Source organism: Streptomyces sp. NPDC001348, assembly GCF_053597535.1.
In genome coordinates, this window is the sequence record NZ_JBSFIK010000048.1 from 14,900 (window position 1) to 31,073 (window position 16,174).

A 16,174-nucleotide genomic window follows, 5' to 3' on the forward strand; every position below is an offset into this window, starting at 1 on the left:
CGGACATCGGGTTCATCGCCTGGCCGGACATGCTCGCGTTCGTCCAGCGGCTGCGGGGCGCGTTCCCGCACCACCACCTGCTGGTCGACATCGACGACGGGTACGTCGATCCGGAGGTGGCCTGTCACGTGGTCGAGGGCCTGGAACGGATCGGCGCCTCCGGTGTCATCCTCGAGGACCAGAAGCGCCCCCGCCGCTGCGGGCACGCCGACGGCAAGCAGGTGCTGCCGCTGGACGAGTACCTGGAGAAGCTGGAGAAGGTCCTCGCCACCCGGCAGGACCTGGTGGTGGTGGCCCGTACGGACGCCACCGACGAGCACGACATCCTGCACCGGGCCGAGCGGCTGGCCGCCACCGACGCCGACGTCGTCCTGGTCGACGGGGTGCGCAGCGTGGCGTGGATCCGCAGGATCCGCGAGGTCGTCGGCGACAAGCCGCTGCTGTTCAACCAGATCGCCGGCGGCAAGTCACCGCGCCTGTCGCTGAGCGAACTCTCCGACCTGGGCGTCGACGTCGCGATCTACAGCACACCGTGTCTGTTCGCCGCACACGCGGCGATGGACTCCGCACTCGCCGGCCTGAAGGCGGCCGACGGCCGGCTGCCCGAGGTGGACACCGCCGGCGGGGTCGGCGTCGAGGCAGCCACCCGCCTGCTGGAACGGAACATCGCCCGCCACCGGCCGGCCCCCGAGGGCGTGGGCGTGTGAGCCGCACGGCATCCCGCCTCCGCACGGCGACGGCACTCGCGGCGGCCCTCCTCGGGGCCGCCGCCCCGTCCGCCGCCGCGAACGGGGGTCTGGTCACCGTCATCGACAACTCGCACGCCGACTCGATCCTGGAGGTCGACCGCACCGGCAACGTCTCGACCGGCAGCGGCACCGCCGGCAGCGACCACGACGGCAGCGCCGTCGACCTCATGGAGGCCATCGTCGGCGCCGGCCGCCGCCCCGGCCACGACTGAGCGGCCCACGGCAGACGACGGCCGGGCACCCCGTGCGGGAGGTGCCCGGCCGTCTCCGCTCCGCGCTCAGGACGCCCCGGACGGCGCTGCCGTGCTCTCCCGCAGCACCAACCGTGTCGACAGCTCCGTGCGTGTCCCCTCCGGGCGTTCGCCGTGCATCATCCGCACCAGCAGTCTGAGGGCCGCCGCCGCCATCTCCGACAGCGGCTGGCGGACCGTGGTCAGCGCCGGGGCGACCCAGCGGGACTCGGGCAGGTCGTCGAAGCCGACCACGCTGATGTCGTCCGGCACCCGCAGACCCCGTTCGGCCAGCGCCGCGTACGCCCCGAGCGCCATCCGGTCCGAGCAGACGAACAGGGCCGTCGGCGGTGCGGGCAGATCCAGCAGCTCATGCGTGTGCAGCCGGGCGGTGCTCTCGTCGAAGCCCGCGTGACGGACGTACTCGGCACGCTGCCGCACCCCGGCCGACGCCAGCGCCGAGCGGTACCCGGCCACCCGCGCGCTGCTGCACATCGTGCGCCGGTGCCCCGCGATCACGGCGACGCGCTCATGACCGAGCCCCAGCAGATGCTCGGTCGCCGTCACCCCGCCCTGCCAGTTCTGCGCCCCCACCGAGACCACACCCGGCGGGAGTTCGTGCACCGGGTCGATCATCACGTACGGAATGCGGTGCTGGTCGAGCCAGGCGTACTGCGCAGGCGACAGCTCCGCCAGATTGAACAGCACCCCGGACGACCCACGTGCGGTGAGCTTGTCCAGCCAGCCCCGCTCCGGGCGGCCGCCCCGGGTCCGGTTCAGCCCGGCGGAGACCACCACCTCGAGGCCCACCTCGTGCGCCGCCTCCTCCACACCGTGCAGCACCGCGCCCGACCAGGAACTGTCCAGCGAGTGCACCACCAGATCGACCAGGCCGGGTACCTTCGCCGCGTCGAAGCGGGGCCTGCGGACGTAGCCGAGCCGGTCCAGCGCCTCGGTGACCCGGCGGCGGGTCTCCGGCGCCACGTCCTCCCGGCCGTTGACCACCTTCGACGCGGTCGGCACCGACACTCCCGCCTCGCGGGCCACCACGGCCAGCGTCGGACCGGCCGCCACGCTCGCGCTCCCCGTACGGACCATCGTCGAACCCGCCTCCCCGGCCCGCCCGAGGGCCATCGAAAGTTGCGACCAACGCTGCTTCCGAGGCCCGGGCACCGACCGGGCAGAAAGCGCTTCCTACCTTAGGTGCGTGTCAACACGGCGGGAAGACATGGGAATTCACGGGATCACAGCGGGCGGAACTTTCGAAACTTCGAACAGCGGGCGACTCGACCGGCGGGGTTCACGATCAGTCGGCTTCGGCACGCCGATGTACGCCGAACAGCCCCCTCACCGGCTCGTGCAGCGGAATACCCGGCACTGATGTGGTGCTGTGGTGTTACCGGTGCAGGAGCGCCGCGAAGGGCTGGTGGCACATGACGGCTGACCGGACGGGCCCCGTGGTCACAACACCGTACGGAGCGGTGCGCGGCACGTACGAACACGGGATCGCCGTCTTCCGCGGCATCCCGTACGCCGCCCCGCCCTTCGGCCCCCGCCGGTTCCGCCCGCCCCGGCCGCCCGACTCCTGGGACGGGGTGCGCGAGGCGGTCGCGTTCGGTCCCACGGCGCCGAAACCGCCGTACTCGGAAGCGTTCGCGAAGTACCTGTCCGACCCGGTCGTACCCGGCGACGACTGCCTCAACCTCAACGTGTGGACCCCCGAGCCGGGCCCCGGGGCCCGGCTCCCCGTGCTGGTGTGGCTGCACGGCGGCGCCCTGACCAGGGGATCGTCGGCCGTTCCGGTGTACGACGGGCGTGCCTTCGCGCGCGACGGCGTCGTCCTCGTCTCGGTCAACTACCGACTGGGAGTGGAGGGCTACGGTCTGTTCCCGGACGCGCCCCCGAACCCCGGGCTGCGCGACCAGCTGGCCGCCCTGCGCTGGGTGCACGCCGCGATCGAGGCCTTCGGCGGGGACCCCGGACGGGTGACCCTGGCCGGGCAGTCGGCCGGGGCCATCAGCGCCGGCGCCCTGCTCGCCGCACCACAGGCGCAGGGGCTGGTGCGACGGGCCGTGCTGCAGAGCGGGGCCCCGGAGGCCTCCGAACGCGACAAGGTGCGGCGCATGGTGCGCCGGATGGCGAACCGGCTGAAGATCCCCGCCACGGCCGAGGCCTTCGCCGCCGTCGACCGGGAGCTGCTGCTGCGCACCCAGGCCGAGGTGGGACGGCTCAGCAGCCCGGTGCTGGGCGGCCCGGCCTTCGGCATCGTCGTCGACGGCGACCTCGTTCCCCGCGATCCGCTGCGGGCCCTCGTCGACGGCGACACCGCGCGGGGCGTCGACCTCCTCATGGGCTGGACCCGCGACGAGTACCGGCTGTGGCTGGTGCCGGGCGGGCTCGTGGAGCACGTCGACCGGCTGGGCGCGGTCGCCCTGGCCGGTGCCATGGCCCGCTGCCACTGCGGCCACGAGGTGCCGCGCGGATACCGAGCCCTGCACCCGGAGGCCTCGCCCGCCGAGCTCGTCGGCCAGATGGTCACCGACCACCTCCTGCGTGCCCCGTTGCACCGCCTGGCCGACGCCCGCCCCGCGTCCTCGTACGTCTACGAGTTCGCCTGGCCCTCCAACCTGCCCGGGCTCGGCGCCTGCCACGGGCTGGAGCTCGGCTTCGTCTTCGACACCGGGGACGTGCCCGAGTCCGCGCGGCTCGCCGGCGAGGGCGCGCCGCAGGAGCTGTGCGACACGATGCACGCGGCATGGGTGCGGTTCGTGACCGACGGGGACCCGGGGTGGGAGGCCTGGGACGCCGCCCGTCCGGTCCGGATCCTCGGCGACGGCGAACCGTATACCGCATACGGTCCACTGGATTCCGAGGTCGGTCTCTGGTCGATCGCCGACCGCGCACCGGATCCCGTCGACGGCGCACACGCCGCCCGCAGCGCGGAACTCGCGGCGACGGTGCGCCGACTGCGCCGGTCGATCGGCGCCCGCCTGCACTGACCCGCCGGCGGACCGCCGCGGTCGGGCCGTCAGCGGTCCGCCGCGCCCGCCGGCTTCGCCACCACGGTTCCACGCCGGGTCCGGCACCCCGCGGGTGCGTGGGATCGTACGACAGGCCCGGTCAGGCCGCGTGCACCGCCCGCGCGATCGACGTGATCGCCTGCGGACCCACCCGGCAGCAGCCGCCGATCAGCCGCGCGCCCGCCCCCCGCCACGCTTCGACCTGCTCGGCGGTGAAGCTGGCGCGGCCGTTCCACGCCCGGGCCCCGGCGTCCCAGGCCTCGCCGCTGTTGGGGTACACCACCACCGGCTTGCCGGTCACCCGGACGGCGGTCTCGATCGCGTGCTCCACATCCTCGGGCGCGCAGCAGTTGACGCCGACCGCGATCACCTCGTCGGCGTCGGCGGCCAGGGCGAACGCCTCCTCCAGGGGCTGTCCGGCTCGGGTACGACCACCGTCGACGGTGTACGAAAGCCAGGCGGGTGTATCCAGTCCGCGTACCGCCCGCAGCAGCGCCGCCGCCTCGTCCGCGTCCGGAACCGTCTCCAGGGCCAGTACATCGGGGCCGGCCGCCGCCAGCACCTCCAGGCGGGGCCGGTGGAAGCGCTCCAGTTCCGCCACGCTCAGCCCGTACCGGCCCCGGTACTCGGAGCCGTCCGCGAGCATCGCCCCGTACGGGCCGACGGAAGCCGCCACCCACAGCGGGCGCCCGACTCCCTCGGCGTGGGCTCGCCGGGCCGCCTCCCGGGCCAGTTCCACGCTCAGCGCGAGCAGCCGGGCCGCCTCCTCCCGGCCGGTCCCGCGCTTCGCGAAGCCCTCGAAGGTCGCCTGGTAGCTCGCGGTGATCGCCACGTTCGCGCCCGCCTCGAAGTAGGCGAGGTGCGCCTCGGTGACCGCCTCGGGCCGTTCGGCGAGCAGCCGTGCCGACCACAGCTCGTCGCTCAGGTCGTGCCCGGCGGACTCGAGTTGGTTGGACATGCCGCCGTCGAGCACGACGGTGCCGGCGGCGAGTCCTTCGGCGAGCGGGGGAGGGGTGTCGCTGGTCATGCCCCGACGCTAGTCCACCAGGACCCGCACAGCCGAGTGTGTCCACTACGTGAACAGATGGCCCACCATGTGGGATGCCGGGTTACGATCACGCACCTCCCCGCACCTGCCACCCCGGAACCGCCATGACTTCCCCCAGTCCCACCGGGACCACCCGGCCGGAGCTCTCCCCGGCTCCGCGCCGTCGCGCCTTCGGCCTGACCGCCGCCACCGCCCTCGTCATGGGCAACATCATCGGCGGCGGCATCTTCGCGCTGCCCGCGACCGTCGCCCCGTACGGCACGGTCAGCCTGCTCGCCTTCCTCGTCCTGTCCGTCGCGGCCGTGCTGCTCGCCCTGCTCTTCGGCAGGCTGGCCCGGCGCAGCCCGGTCACCGGAGGGCTGTACGTGTATCCACGCGACGCCTTCGGCCCGTTCGCGGGCTTCCTGTCGGCGTGGTCGTACTGGACGATGTGCTGGGTCAGCATCGCCGCCCTCGCGGTCGCCGTGGTCGGCTATGTCGACGTCCTCGTACCCCTGCACGGCAACCACCTGGCGGAGGGCCTCGTCGCCCTCGCCGCGCTCTGGCTCCCGGCGGCGGCGAACTTCGCCGGGACCCGCTGGGTCGGCGCGGTGCAGATCGTATCCACCATCCTGAAGTTCGTACCCCTGCTGCTGGTCGCCACCGTCGGCCTGTTCTTCGTCGACACCGACAACTTCGGCCCGTTCAACGCCTCCGGTGACAGCGTCCCGGGTGCCGTCGCCGCCTCCGCCGCGCTGCTGCTCTACAGCTTCCTCGGTGTGGAGTCGGCCGCGGTCAGCGCGGGCGAGGTCGACGACCCGGAGCGCACGGTCGGCCGCGCGAGCGTCCTCGGCACCCTCGGCTCCGCCCTCGTCTACCTGCTCGGCACGGTCGCCGTCTTCGGCCTGGTCCCGCACGACCGGCTGGTGAACTCGGGAGCGCCCTTCGCCGACGCCGTGAACGCGATCACGGGCGGCCACTGGGGCGGCACCGCGATCGCCGTGGTGGCGGTCGTCTCCATCACCGGCTGCCTCAACGGCTGGATCCTGATGGCGGCGCAGATGCCGTACGCCGCCGCCCGCGACGGTCTCTTCCCGGCCTCCTTCGCCAGGATCGGCAGGGGCGGGGTGCCCGGTTTCGGCGTGTGGGCCTGCGCGGTCCTCGGCACGCTCCTGATCGCCCTCAACTACACGGCGGGCCCGGACACCACCTTCCGCGTCCTCGTCCTCATCACCACCTTCACCGGCTGCGTGCCGTACCTGCTGTCGGCGGCGGCCCAGTTGTACTGGCTGGCCCGCGGCACCCGCGACCGGGTTCGTCCGGCCGGTCTCACCCGGGACCTGATCGTCGCCGCCCTGTCCTTCGCCTTCTCCTTCTGGCTGATCGCGGGTGCCGGTTACGCCGCCGTCTACCAGGGCGTGCTGTTCCTCTTCGCGGGCATCCCGGTGTACGTGTGGCTGCGCGGCCGCCGCGAGCCGGCGGAGCGGCCCGCATAGCCCGGCGGGAGCGGCCCGCACAGCCCGGCGGGAGCGGCCCGCACAGCCCGGCGCCGAGCCTCAGTGTGCCGCGTGCCGTCCGCCGCCGCGTCGGCCACCGCGCCGGGCGCGCAGGCCCGCCGGGAACACCAGCCCGCCCAGCAGGCCGAGCGCGAGGACGTACGGCCACCAGCCGAAACCCTCGGCGGTGGCGCTCGTGTCGCGGGTGCCGACCGCGGCCGGGCCGCCGGCGGGCTTCGCCGCCTCGGGACGGACGGACGGGCCGGAACCGGCGGAGGCGGCCGTCAGGACGACGTCGTTGCCGTCGCCGCCCCGGTAGCTGATCCGGTAGACGGTGTCGGCGAGTTTGAGCCGGTCCCCTTCACCCAGCCCGTCGAAGGTGCCGCTGGTCCGTGCGTGACCCGTGTGGTCGATCAGGGTGATCTTCCGGGCGGGGGAGGTTCCGGCAGCTGCCATGTCGAGGGCCCCGGCCAGCCGCAGGCTGCCCGCCACCTTCAACGGCTCGCCCCGGACGACCAGTTCGGCCTTCGCATGCTGGGTGTAGTCCCCGGTCACCGTCAGTCCGCCGACCACCAGTCCGTCGTTGGTCACCGAACCCTTCACCGTGCCCTTGCCGGTGAGCGCGGTCGCCACCCGCAGGCCCGGGGCGCCCGGGTCCAGCCGTGCGCCCGACGCCAGCTTGACGGCCCTGCTGTGCGTGAGGGTCGCTCCGGAGCGCAGCGCCAGGGTGCCCCTGGTGACGGTCGTGGGGCCCGTGTACGTCACCGCGCGGCCCATGAGCGTGGTGGTCGCGGTGCCGGACTGGGTGAGGGAGCCGCTGCCGCTGATCCGGGACAGCGCCAGAGCCCTGCTCCTGTTGTTCAGTACCAGTGCACCATTGTCGACGATCTTGTACAGGTCGCCCTTCGTGTACAGTCCACCGTCGCCGCCGGACCTGCCGTTGCCCAGTCGCAGCACGGCGTTCTTCTCGACGGTCGTCGAACCGTTGTAGTACTGGACGGCTGCGAAGGTGACGTCGTTGCCCTTCGTGCCCTTGACGACGATGTCGCCGGCGCCGGGGGCGGCCAGCGTGTCGTGGAACCTGCCCCCGCCGATGGGGGCGCCCAGCGTCACGGGCCCGTTGTAGTCGAACGTCAGCAGTGAACGGGACCGGGCGGCCAGCAGATTGATGTAGACGGTCTCGGCGGTGCCCGGCATGAAGATCTTGTTCGTGGTGCCGTCGCCCCACTGGACGTTCGCACCCTTGATGTTGGTGCCGCGCTTGTTGACGTTCTTCCGTGCGGGCGTCCAGTTCAGGGCCGGGTCGCTCAGCGCGGGGTCGGTGTCGCCGCCCCGGTCCGACCAGCTGTACTGGCCGGTGAGGACGACCTTGCTGCCCGGCCGGGACTGCACGTTGATGTCGCTGCCGTACTCGCGCTGGTAGAAGTCCATCCCCATGGTGACGGTCTGGCCCAGCGGGGTGTCCACGGTCCAGGTGCCCTGGTTGAGGACCTTGCGCACGTTCGGCAGCGAGGTCGCGTACTCCGGTCGTCCGGCGTTCAGCTGCGTGCCGTTGTCGATCACTCCGGAGAAGGGGTGGGCGCCGGAGAGGTCCCAGGTGCCCCAGAGGAACCTCGGCTGGGTGATCAGCCCGGAGCCGCTGATGGTGCCCAGGTTGTAGGCGCTCGTGAGGGACAGCCGCAGGGTGCCGTCGACCCGGATGTTGTCCTGGTTGAGGCGGAACGCCGGGGTGTTGTAGGGAAAGTGGCCGATCAGCCCGGTCGTGCCGCCGTCGCCGTACTGCAGGGTCGCACCGCGCTCGACCGTGATCGCCGGCGGGTCGGGACGGCTGACCGTGACGTACGGGTGGTTGCCGCCCTGCGTGCGCACGGTCTGCCGCTGCCGGGACCCGGGCAGTGTGAAGTCGCTGTCCCTGGTGAGGATCAGCGTTCCGCTGCCGCGCACGGTGAGGGTGCCCTCGCCGCGGAAGACGCCGTGGTACGTCGTGGTCCCGGCGGGCACGGTGACCACCGTGTCGCCGCCGAGCGTGACGTCCCGGTCCGCGAGGACGTCGGCTGTGGCGTCCCGGGGGCCGGCCGCGGCCGGGGGAGCGCCGACCATGAGGACGACGGCCGCCAGGGCGCCGGCGGCCGCTGCTGTGGTGTGGAGATGGCTGTGCACGCTGCGGAGACGCCCATGGCCGTGGAGGGATAACAGAAATTCGCTGCGCACCACCCGCAGAAATCGCTTACCACCCAGTCCCGTCGGACCCGTTGACCTCCCGGTGACTCACCCTTACCTTTTCGGCGTTCGTAATGACAAATGCCGTTCGCCATGTCGAACAGTTCGTCACCGTCCCCTCCGTCCCCCACCGAGAGAGGCAGTCCGCATGAGCCGCGATCACGACCTGCCCCGAGTGCCCAGCCGCAGGGTGGTGCTGAAGGGCGCCGCAGCCGGCGCCTTCCTGGCCGCCGCGTCCGGCGCGCCCGCCGCTGCCGCCCACCGCAAGGCGGCCCCGTACGTCAACCCCCTCGTCCCGCAGCGCGCGGACCCGCACATCACCCGCCACACCGACGGCTCCTACTACTTCACGGCCACCGTGCCCGAGTACGACCGCATCGTCCTGCGTCGCTCGCGCACCCTGGGCGGCCTCTCCACCGCCGCCGAGTCGGTGATCTGGCGGGCACACACCACCGGCCCGATGAGCGCCCACATCTGGGCGCCGGAACTGCACCGCATCGACGGCAAGTGGTACGTCTACTTCGCCTCCGCGCCCGCCGAGGACGTGTGGGCCATCCGCATCTGGGTCCTGGAGAACGCGAACCGCGACCCGTTCAAGGGCACCTGGGTGGAGAGGGGTCAGATCAAGACGGCATGGGAGACCTTCTCCCTGGACGCCACCACCTTCACCCACCGCGGCAGCCGTTACCTCGCCTGGGCCCAGCACGAGCCCGGCATGGACAACAACACCGCGCTGTGGCTGTCGGAGATGTCCGACCCCTGGACCCTCACCGGTCCCCAGATCCGGCTCTCCACCCCGGAGTACGACTGGGAGTGCGTCGGCTACAGGGTCAACGAGGGCCCGTACGTCCTGGCGCGCAACGGCCGCCTGTTCCTCACCTACTCCGCCAGCGCCACCGACTACCACTACTGCGTCGGCATGCTCACCGCAGACGCCGACAGTGACCTGATGGACCCTTCGAGCTGGTCCAAGTCGCCTCACCCGGTCTTCACCAGCAACGACACCACCAAGCAGTACGGCCCCGGCCACAACTGCTTCACGGTCGCCGAGGACGGGCACACCGACGTCCTCGTCTACCACGCCCGCCAGTACAAGGAGATCACCGGCGACCCGCTGAACGACCCCAACCGCCACACCCGGATCCAGAAGTTCGGCTGGAAGCCGGACGGCACCCCGGACTTCGGGGTGCCCGTCGCCGACGGCGTGAAGGAGTGATCCCGAGATGAGACGCGCTTACGCGATCCTCCTTGTCCTGTGCTGCGCCCTCGCCACGGCACTGGCGACCGCCGGGCCCGCCCAGGCCGCGCCCCAGACGATCACCAACGGCACGCAGTTCACGGACACTTCGGGCAACGCCGTGCACGCCCACGGCGGCGGAGTCATCAAGGTCGGCTCCTACTACTACTGGTTCGGCGAGGACCGCAACTCCGACAACACCTTCAGGTACGTGGACGCCTACCGCTCCACCGACCTGAAGAACTGGGAGTTCAGGAACCACGTCCTGAGCCGGTCCAGCGCCTCGGAGCTGGGCACCGCCTACATCGAGCGGCCGAAGGTCGTCTACAACGCGTCGACCGGCAAGTTCGTGATGTGGATGCACAAGGAGAACGGCACCGACTACAGCGAGGCCCGCGCGGCCGTCGCCGTCTCCGACACGGTCGACGGGACGTACACCTACAAGGGCAGCTTCCGTCCGCTCGGCTCCTACATGTCCCGGGACATCACCACCTTCGTCGACACGGACGGCACGGCCTACATGGTCTCCGCCGCCAACGAGAACTACGACCTGCACATCTACAGACTGACCGCCGACTACACCGGCATCGCGAGCCTGGTGGCCAACCCGTGGCCGGGCGGACACCGCGAGGCACCCGCCCTGTTCAAACGGGACGGCGTCTACTTCATGGTCACTTCGGGCGCCACCGGGTGGAGTCCCAACCAGCAGCAGTACGCCACCGCCACCTCCCTCGCCGGCCCGTGGACCTCGATGAGGAACGTCGGCGACTCGACGGCCTACGGATCGCAGACCGCATACGTTCTTCCCGTACAGGGGACGTCCGGCACGTCGTACCTCTACATGGGTGACCGCTGGGGTGACTCCTTCGGCGGCACGGTCGACGACTCCCGCTACGTGTGGCTGCCGCTGACCTTCCCGACCTCCACCTCGATGACCATGTCCTGGTACCCGGAGGTCACCGTCGACACGGCCGCCGGTACGGTCGGCGGGACCAGCGCCACCTACAACACGCTGATCGCACGGCACAGCGGCAGGTGCGCCGACGTGACCGGTCAGTCGCTGTGGCGGGGCGCCCAGATCAAGCAGTACGACTGCAACGGCGGCAACAACCAGAAGTACTGGTTCAAGTCGTCGGGCAGCGGCTACTACCAGCTCGTGGTCAGGAGCAGTTCCCTGTGTGTGCAGGAGAACGCCGCTGCCGTCACCCAGGAGGACTGCAGCGGCACGGCCACCGGCCAGCAGTGGTCGCTGACCACCTCCGGCTCCTACGTGAACGTCAGGTCGCGTGCGACCGGCGCGTGCCTGGACGTGTCCGGCGCGTCCACCGCCAACTCCGCCGCGATCATCACGTACACCTGCAACGGCGGCACCAACCAGCAGTGGACGCGCGGGTCATGACACCGGCGGCTCAGGCCAGCAGGTCGATCGCGTCGATCGACGTGCCCGCGCTGAGGTAGGACGTCGACCCCGAGCCGCTCGCCACGTGGATCTTCAGTGTGTTGTACGCGCCGGTGTCCGTCAGCCAGGCGGATGCCGGGACGCTGTAGAGATACGTGTGGTTGTTGCCCCGGTACGAGCCCACGGTCAGCGACCGGGTGCTCGGCTGGGCGGGCGGCGAGGGGACGGCCGACGTCCAGGTGTCGTTGACGACGACCTGGGGGCGCCCGTTGGCGTAGGCCGTCGTCACGCCGATGCGCAGGGTGTGCGCGGCGGCGGCCTGCGCGGCCGTCAGCTTGAAGTAGACGATGATGCCGCTGTTGACGTCCTTCCACAGGTAGCAGGGGAACGCCGAGGTCTCCGTGCCGCTGCCGATCACCACGTTGCCGGTCCAGGGCGCGGCGCGCACGTCGGACGGATGCGCGTACGTCATCAGGTCCGCGTTCTTGAAGCCGCTCGGTGTGCCGTTCCAGTCGCCGATCCGCCAGATCGCGCTCGCGTTGCCCGGGTCGTTGGACGACGGGACGGTGATGGTGTTCAGGGTCGTCGTCGCACCGGCGGACACCGTCACCGATGTGCTGTACACCGCCAGCTCGCCTTTGTAGACAGTCAGCGTGTATACACCCGGCAGTACACCGCCGACCGAGAAGTAGCCGTCCGACGCCCGCGCCGACCCCCAGTACTGCGCCGCCGAGTTCGCGAGCCCCACGGTGTACGGGTACGCCGTGTTCCGCCCGGAGATGCCGACACCGGCCACCCGGCCCCGGCCGCTCGCCGGCACGTATCCGGAGATGCCCAGCGAGTCCGCCCAGGAGGTGGTCAGAGTCCCCGGGAACAGCGCGGAGGAGGGCGCCCCGCCGTCTGTGAAGGCGATGACGTAGGGGCCCTGGAGACCGTAGCGCTCGGCCTCCGTCTGGTTCTCGCCGTAGTACAGGATCTCGTACAGGCCGCCTCCGTCCGCGCTCTGGTGGCGCAGCAGCGAGCGGTAGAACGGGCCGCCGGAAGCCTTCTCGTGGTTGCTGCGCACCATCCACAGGCCGACGCCGCCGCCGGCCCAGCCGATGTAGTCGTAGTCCATCACCCGCAGCTTCGAGTAGTGCTTCGAGCGGGTCTGTCCGTCGGACTTCGCGAACACGTCCGAGGCTTCGACGGTGCTGGTGGTGTACGTGTACGAGTCGGGCTGGTCGTTGGGGAACAGGCCGGCCTTGACGCGCACGATGTACCGGGTGGCGCTGACCGAGGAGTCGGCCTTGTTGGTCCACAGGTAGATGTTGTTCTCGCCGCTGCGGGCGGCGTAGTAGTGCTTGAGCGTGCCGTGGGCGACCGAGATGAGGATCGTCGTCGCCGACTGCCTGACGGTCACCGTGGAGGTGCCGAGGCCGGACTCCACGTGCGAGTTCTTGCCGCCGTAGCCCTGGTACTCCGTGCCGCGGTAGACCAGCGACGTCAGGTCGCCGTTGGTCTTGCTGACCTTGAAGACCAGGTTGGCGCCGGTGTCGACGACGTAGTCGGAGCCGTCGTCGCGGTAGCCGAAACTCGCGGCCGACGCGGCCGACGCGGAGGGCGCGAGCGGACCGGCGAGGGCGGCCGAACCGGCGGCCACCGCCGTGCCGAGTACGAAGGTACGGCGTCCGACCGGTCTGTGCACGGATCCGGACATGGGGGTGCCTCCTTCACAGGTGTGGGGGTGCGGGTGTCTGGCAGAGTGACAGTTGAATCGATTTCGCGAAAGGGCTTTCACCGAGAGGCAGTCGGCTGTCTCGGGAAAATCGCCGGGGGTCTAGAAAGCGCTTGCGAGGAGCGGTACGGTCCAGCCGCCAGGTAAGTCGCCGTGACGGAGGAGCCAGGAGTGAGACGTTTCACCGGTGTGCGTACGGCCGCGCTCGCGGCGACGACCCTGACGGCCGTGCTGTCGGCCACGCCCGCCCACGCCCATGACCGGCAGCCGCCCCTCGGCATCGCCAACTGCACCGCCACCGCCTGCCACTTCGACGTCCCGCCCGGCGACTACGACGTGAGGGTCGTCCTCGGTGGCGAGACCGCCTCCAGCACGGCGATCAGCGGCGAGACCCGGCGCGCTCTGCTGCCCGAGACCTCCGTCGCCGCCGGGGAACGCGTCACCCGCGCCTTCACCGTCGACGTCCGCACCCCGGAGGGCGAGCCGACCGGCGCCGACGGCACCCCCGGCCTCGACCTCGCGTTCGGCGGCTCGGCACCCGCGCTCGCCGGTATCCGGGTGACCCCCGCCAGGCACCCCCGCCAGATCCTCCTCATCGGCGACTCCACCGTCTGCGACCAGCCCGCCGACCCGTACTCCGGCTGGGGCCAGCAGCTCCCGCAGTACCTCGGCAAGGGCCTGTCCGTCGCCAATTACGCCGACTCCGGGGAAAGCACGGTCACCTATCTGCAGAACCCCCGGCTGTGGGGCGCGGTCCAGCCGCTGATCCGCCCCGGCGACCTGGTCCTGGTCCAACTCGCCCACAACGACAAGACGACGGACGAGGCGACCTACCGGGCGAACCTGGAGACACTGGTGTCGGGCGTGCGCGAGAAGGGCGGCCGGCCGGTCCTGGTCACCCCGATCGTGCGCCGCTGGTTCAACTCCGACGGCACCCTGAACAACGACACCGCGCTCCTCGTCAACGGCCTCGGCGTCAACCACCCCGAGGTGATCCGCCAGGTCGCCGCCGCCGAGCACGTCCCGCTGGTCGACCTCACCGCGAAGACCAAGGCGCTGGTGGAGTCACTGGGCGTGGAGGGCTCCAAGGCGCTGTACCTGTACAACGAGAAGAAGGACAACACGCACACCTCCGTGCACGGTGCCACGCTCTACGCCGGCCTGGTCCGCGACGAACTCCTCGCCCAGCACCTGGTCCCCAAGGACAGGGTGCGGGTGGGACAGTGACCCTGGGACGCCCCGACCGCAACCGGCGCGTCCCAGGCCCAGCCCCTCGGGCCCCTGGAAGGAACCTGATGCACCTGCCCGCCGACGACCGCTCCCTCAGCCCCCGCACCGGCTACGGCCGCGCGCACTGGGAGGCCGCCGCCGACGCCCTGCTCGCCGCGGTGCAGCCGTACGCCACCGCCGACCGCGCGCTGTACCACCTGCCCGGCGAGCGCGCGAGCTGGTCCGGACGCCTCTCCGACGGTCTGGAGGGCTACGCCCGCACCCTCCTGCTGGCGGCCTTCCGCCGCGACGAGAACGCGCTCGGCCGCTACGCCGACGGGCTCGCCGCGGGCACCGCGGGCATCTGGCCCCGCATCGAGGACCGCGGCCAGCCCCTGGTCGAGGCCGCCTCGATCGCGCTCGCGCTGCGCCTGACCCGTCCCCTGCTGTGGGACCGGCTGGACGACGCCGTACGGCAGCGGGCGGCGGCCTGGCTCGCCGACGCGCTCACCGCCGAACCCTGGCCGTGCAACTGGGAGCTGTTCCCGGTCACCGTCGGCGGCTTCCTCGCGGACATCGGCCACGAGGCCGACGCCGCGCGCAAGGCGATCGACCACGGCCTGGAACGCATCGAGCAGTGGTACGTCGGCGACGGCTGGTACACCGACGGCGACGGCCGCAAGTTCGACTACTACAACGGCTGGGCGATGCACCTCTACCCGGTGCTGCACGCCTGGCTCGCCGGCGACCCCGGCCTGCTCGACCTCTACGGCGGCCGGCTCGAGACCCATCTCGCCGACTACGCCCGCCTGTTCGGCGCCGACGGCGCCCCGATGCACCAGGGCCGCTCCCTGACCTACCGTTTCGCGACGACGGCCCCGCTGTGGCTGGGCGCGCTGACCGGGCGTACGCCGCTGACGCCGGGGGAGACGCGACGGCTGGCCTCGGGCGCGCTGAAGTACTTCCTCGAACGGGGCGCGGTCGACGAGCGGGGCCTGCTGACCCTCGGCTGGCACGGCCCCGACGAGGCGGTGCTGCAGGGCTATTCCGGCCCCGCCTCCCCCTACTGGGCGAGCAAGGGCTTCCTCGGCCTGCTCCTGCCGCCCGAGCACCCGGTGTGGACGGTGGCCGAGGAACCGGGGCCGGCGGAGCGTGCGGACGAGGTGACCCCGCTCGCCGCCCCCAACTGGCTGCTCCAGTCGACGCGTTCCGACGGTCTGGTGCGCCTTCACAACCACGGCAGCGAGGACGTCCGTTACGACCCGTACTACACGCGGCTGGCGTACTCGACGGCGACGGCGCCCGCGGCCTCGTACGACAACAGCGTGATCGTCGACGGTGATCCGGGCCGTACGGACATCGTGCCACTGGGCGTCGGTGACGGCTGGGCGGCGTCCCGGCACACCGTCCGGGACGGGATCACGGTCACCAGTCTGGTGGTGGCCGAGGGAGCGGTCGAGGTGCGGGCGCATCTGGTGGCGGGGGCGGCTCCCGGCACGCCGGTGCGGATGACGGGCTGGGCGGCTCCGGAGGGCGTACGGGCCGAACTCACCGCCGCCGCCGGGCTGTCGGAGGAGCTCGAGGGCGTGACGGGCGAGGGGGCCACGCTCTTCGTCGCCCTCGCCCGTCTCACCGCCGAGCCGGATCCCCGGCCCCTCACGGAACTGGTGACCGTGGAGACGCGGCAGGATCACGGGGTGGTGGTCCACTGGGCGGCGGGCCCGTCCAGGGCCTTCCGCTTCCGTGCGCCGGACGGGCGATCCGCAGGGCCGGCATGGTCGGTCACGCCCCGGTGAGCCCGGCGGTGTACGGATGTCTTGGCCTTCGGTGGCCGCCGGGCCGGGAGGCCTTGCGAAAATCGTTCTGCCTT

12 protein-coding genes are annotated in these 16,174 nt (G+C 71.7%); 8 read left to right on the plus strand and 4 right to left on the minus strand.

Annotated features, from left to right (window positions below):
- Both ACWC21_RS35145 and ACWC21_RS35150 read left to right on the plus strand, forming a co-directional pair.
- The coding region (locus ACWC21_RS35145; RefSeq protein ID WP_450887934.1) for an isocitrate lyase/PEP mutase family protein at nucleotides 1-707 on the plus strand (707 nt) is incomplete at its 5' end.
- Nucleotides 704-961, plus strand: coding sequence for a hypothetical protein (locus tag ACWC21_RS35150; RefSeq protein ID WP_450887935.1), 258 nt, complete (start codon nucleotides 704-706; stop codon nucleotides 959-961). The genes ACWC21_RS35145 and ACWC21_RS35150, both read left to right, overlap by 4 nt.
- A gap of 66 nt (nucleotides 962-1,027) precedes the next feature.
- Here the strand turns inward: ACWC21_RS35150 and ACWC21_RS35155 are convergent, their stop codons facing one another.
- Nucleotides 1,028-2,077 carry a LacI family DNA-binding transcriptional regulator gene (locus ACWC21_RS35155; RefSeq protein ID WP_450888017.1) on the minus strand — a complete coding sequence of 350 codons (1,050 nt, stop codon included), beginning with the start codon at nucleotides 2,075-2,077 and terminating at the stop codon, nucleotides 1,028-1,030.
- A 335-nt stretch (nucleotides 2,078-2,412) separates the two neighbouring features.
- On the opposite strand from ACWC21_RS35155, the gene ACWC21_RS35160 reads away from it, so the two are divergent.
- Entirely contained in the window at nucleotides 2,413-3,978 is a 1,566-nt protein-coding gene (locus tag ACWC21_RS35160; RefSeq protein WP_450887937.1) for a carboxylesterase/lipase family protein, read from the plus strand.
- A gap of 121 nt (nucleotides 3,979-4,099) precedes the next feature.
- Here the strand turns inward: ACWC21_RS35160 and mmuM are convergent, their stop codons facing one another.
- Nucleotides 4,100-5,026, minus strand: a complete 927-nt coding sequence (gene mmuM / locus ACWC21_RS35165) for a homocysteine S-methyltransferase (RefSeq protein ID WP_450887939.1) — start codon at nucleotides 5,024-5,026, stop codon at nucleotides 4,100-4,102.
- Between the two features lie 125 nt (nucleotides 5,027-5,151).
- Between mmuM and ACWC21_RS35170 the strand changes: the two genes are divergently transcribed.
- A complete protein-coding gene (locus ACWC21_RS35170; RefSeq protein WP_450887941.1) occupies nucleotides 5,152-6,522 on the plus strand; it encodes an amino acid permease in 1,371 nt (456 codons plus the stop codon).
- A gap of 60 nt (nucleotides 6,523-6,582) precedes the next feature.
- On the opposite strand, the gene ACWC21_RS35175 is transcribed toward ACWC21_RS35170, so the two are convergent.
- Complete coding sequence (locus ACWC21_RS35175) at nucleotides 6,583-8,622, minus strand: autotransporter (RefSeq protein ID WP_450888019.1); 2,040 nt, start codon at nucleotides 8,620-8,622, stop codon at nucleotides 6,583-6,585.
- 268 nt (nucleotides 8,623-8,890) lie between these two features.
- Between ACWC21_RS35175 and ACWC21_RS35180 the strand changes: the two genes are divergently transcribed.
- Both ACWC21_RS35180 and ACWC21_RS35185 read left to right on the plus strand, forming a co-directional pair.
- Nucleotides 8,891-9,958 carry a glycoside hydrolase family 43 protein gene (locus tag ACWC21_RS35180; protein ID WP_450887943.1) on the plus strand — a complete coding sequence of 356 codons (1,068 nt, stop codon included), beginning with the start codon at nucleotides 8,891-8,893 and terminating at the stop codon, nucleotides 9,956-9,958.
- Nucleotides 9,959-9,965: 7 nt separating this feature from the next.
- Nucleotides 9,966-11,378 carry an RICIN domain-containing protein gene (locus ACWC21_RS35185; protein WP_450887945.1) on the plus strand — a complete coding sequence of 471 codons (1,413 nt, stop codon included), beginning with the start codon at nucleotides 9,966-9,968 and terminating at the stop codon, nucleotides 11,376-11,378.
- A gap of 10 nt (nucleotides 11,379-11,388) precedes the next feature.
- Here the strand turns inward: ACWC21_RS35185 and ACWC21_RS35190 are convergent, their stop codons facing one another.
- Nucleotides 11,389-13,077, minus strand: coding sequence for a rhamnogalacturonan lyase B N-terminal domain-containing protein (locus ACWC21_RS35190; protein WP_450887947.1), 1,689 nt, complete (start codon nucleotides 13,075-13,077; stop codon nucleotides 11,389-11,391).
- A gap of 189 nt (nucleotides 13,078-13,266) precedes the next feature.
- Between ACWC21_RS35190 and ACWC21_RS35195 the strand changes: the two genes are divergently transcribed.
- Nucleotides 13,267-14,322 carry a rhamnogalacturonan acetylesterase gene (locus ACWC21_RS35195; RefSeq protein ID WP_450887949.1) on the plus strand — a complete coding sequence of 352 codons (1,056 nt, stop codon included), beginning with the start codon at nucleotides 13,267-13,269 and terminating at the stop codon, nucleotides 14,320-14,322.
- Between the two features lie 68 nt (nucleotides 14,323-14,390).
- Entirely contained in the window at nucleotides 14,391-16,100 is a 1,710-nt protein-coding gene (locus ACWC21_RS35200; RefSeq protein ID WP_450887951.1) for a DUF2264 domain-containing protein, read from the plus strand.
- Nucleotides 16,101-16,174 lie beyond the last annotated feature (74 nt).

Bases quoted from the DNA above. Each gene is read 5' to 3' on its own strand.
- ACWC21_RS35190 (WP_450887947.1), bottom strand. From the start codon at position 13,077: ATGTCCGGATCCGTGCACAGACCGGTCGGACGCCGTACCTTCGTACTC.
- ACWC21_RS35160 (WP_450887937.1), top strand. From the start codon at position 2,413: ATGACGGCTGACCGGACGGGCCCCGTGGTCACAACACCGTACGGAGCG.
- ACWC21_RS35155 (WP_450888017.1), bottom strand. From the start codon at position 2,077: ATGGTCCGTACGGGGAGCGCGAGCGTGGCGGCCGGTCCGACGCTGGCC.
- ACWC21_RS35180 (WP_450887943.1), top strand. From the start codon at position 8,891: ATGAGCCGCGATCACGACCTGCCCCGAGTGCCCAGCCGCAGGGTGGTG.
- ACWC21_RS35175 (WP_450888019.1), bottom strand. From the start codon at position 8,622: ATGGTCGGCGCTCCCCCGGCCGCGGCCGGCCCCCGGGACGCCACAGCC.
- ACWC21_RS35185 (WP_450887945.1), top strand. From the start codon at position 9,966: ATGAGACGCGCTTACGCGATCCTCCTTGTCCTGTGCTGCGCCCTCGCC.
- mmuM (WP_450887939.1), bottom strand. From the start codon at position 5,026: ATGACCAGCGACACCCCTCCCCCGCTCGCCGAAGGACTCGCCGCCGGC.
- ACWC21_RS35200 (WP_450887951.1), top strand. From the start codon at position 14,391: ATGCACCTGCCCGCCGACGACCGCTCCCTCAGCCCCCGCACCGGCTAC.
- ACWC21_RS35170 (WP_450887941.1), top strand. From the start codon at position 5,152: ATGACTTCCCCCAGTCCCACCGGGACCACCCGGCCGGAGCTCTCCCCG.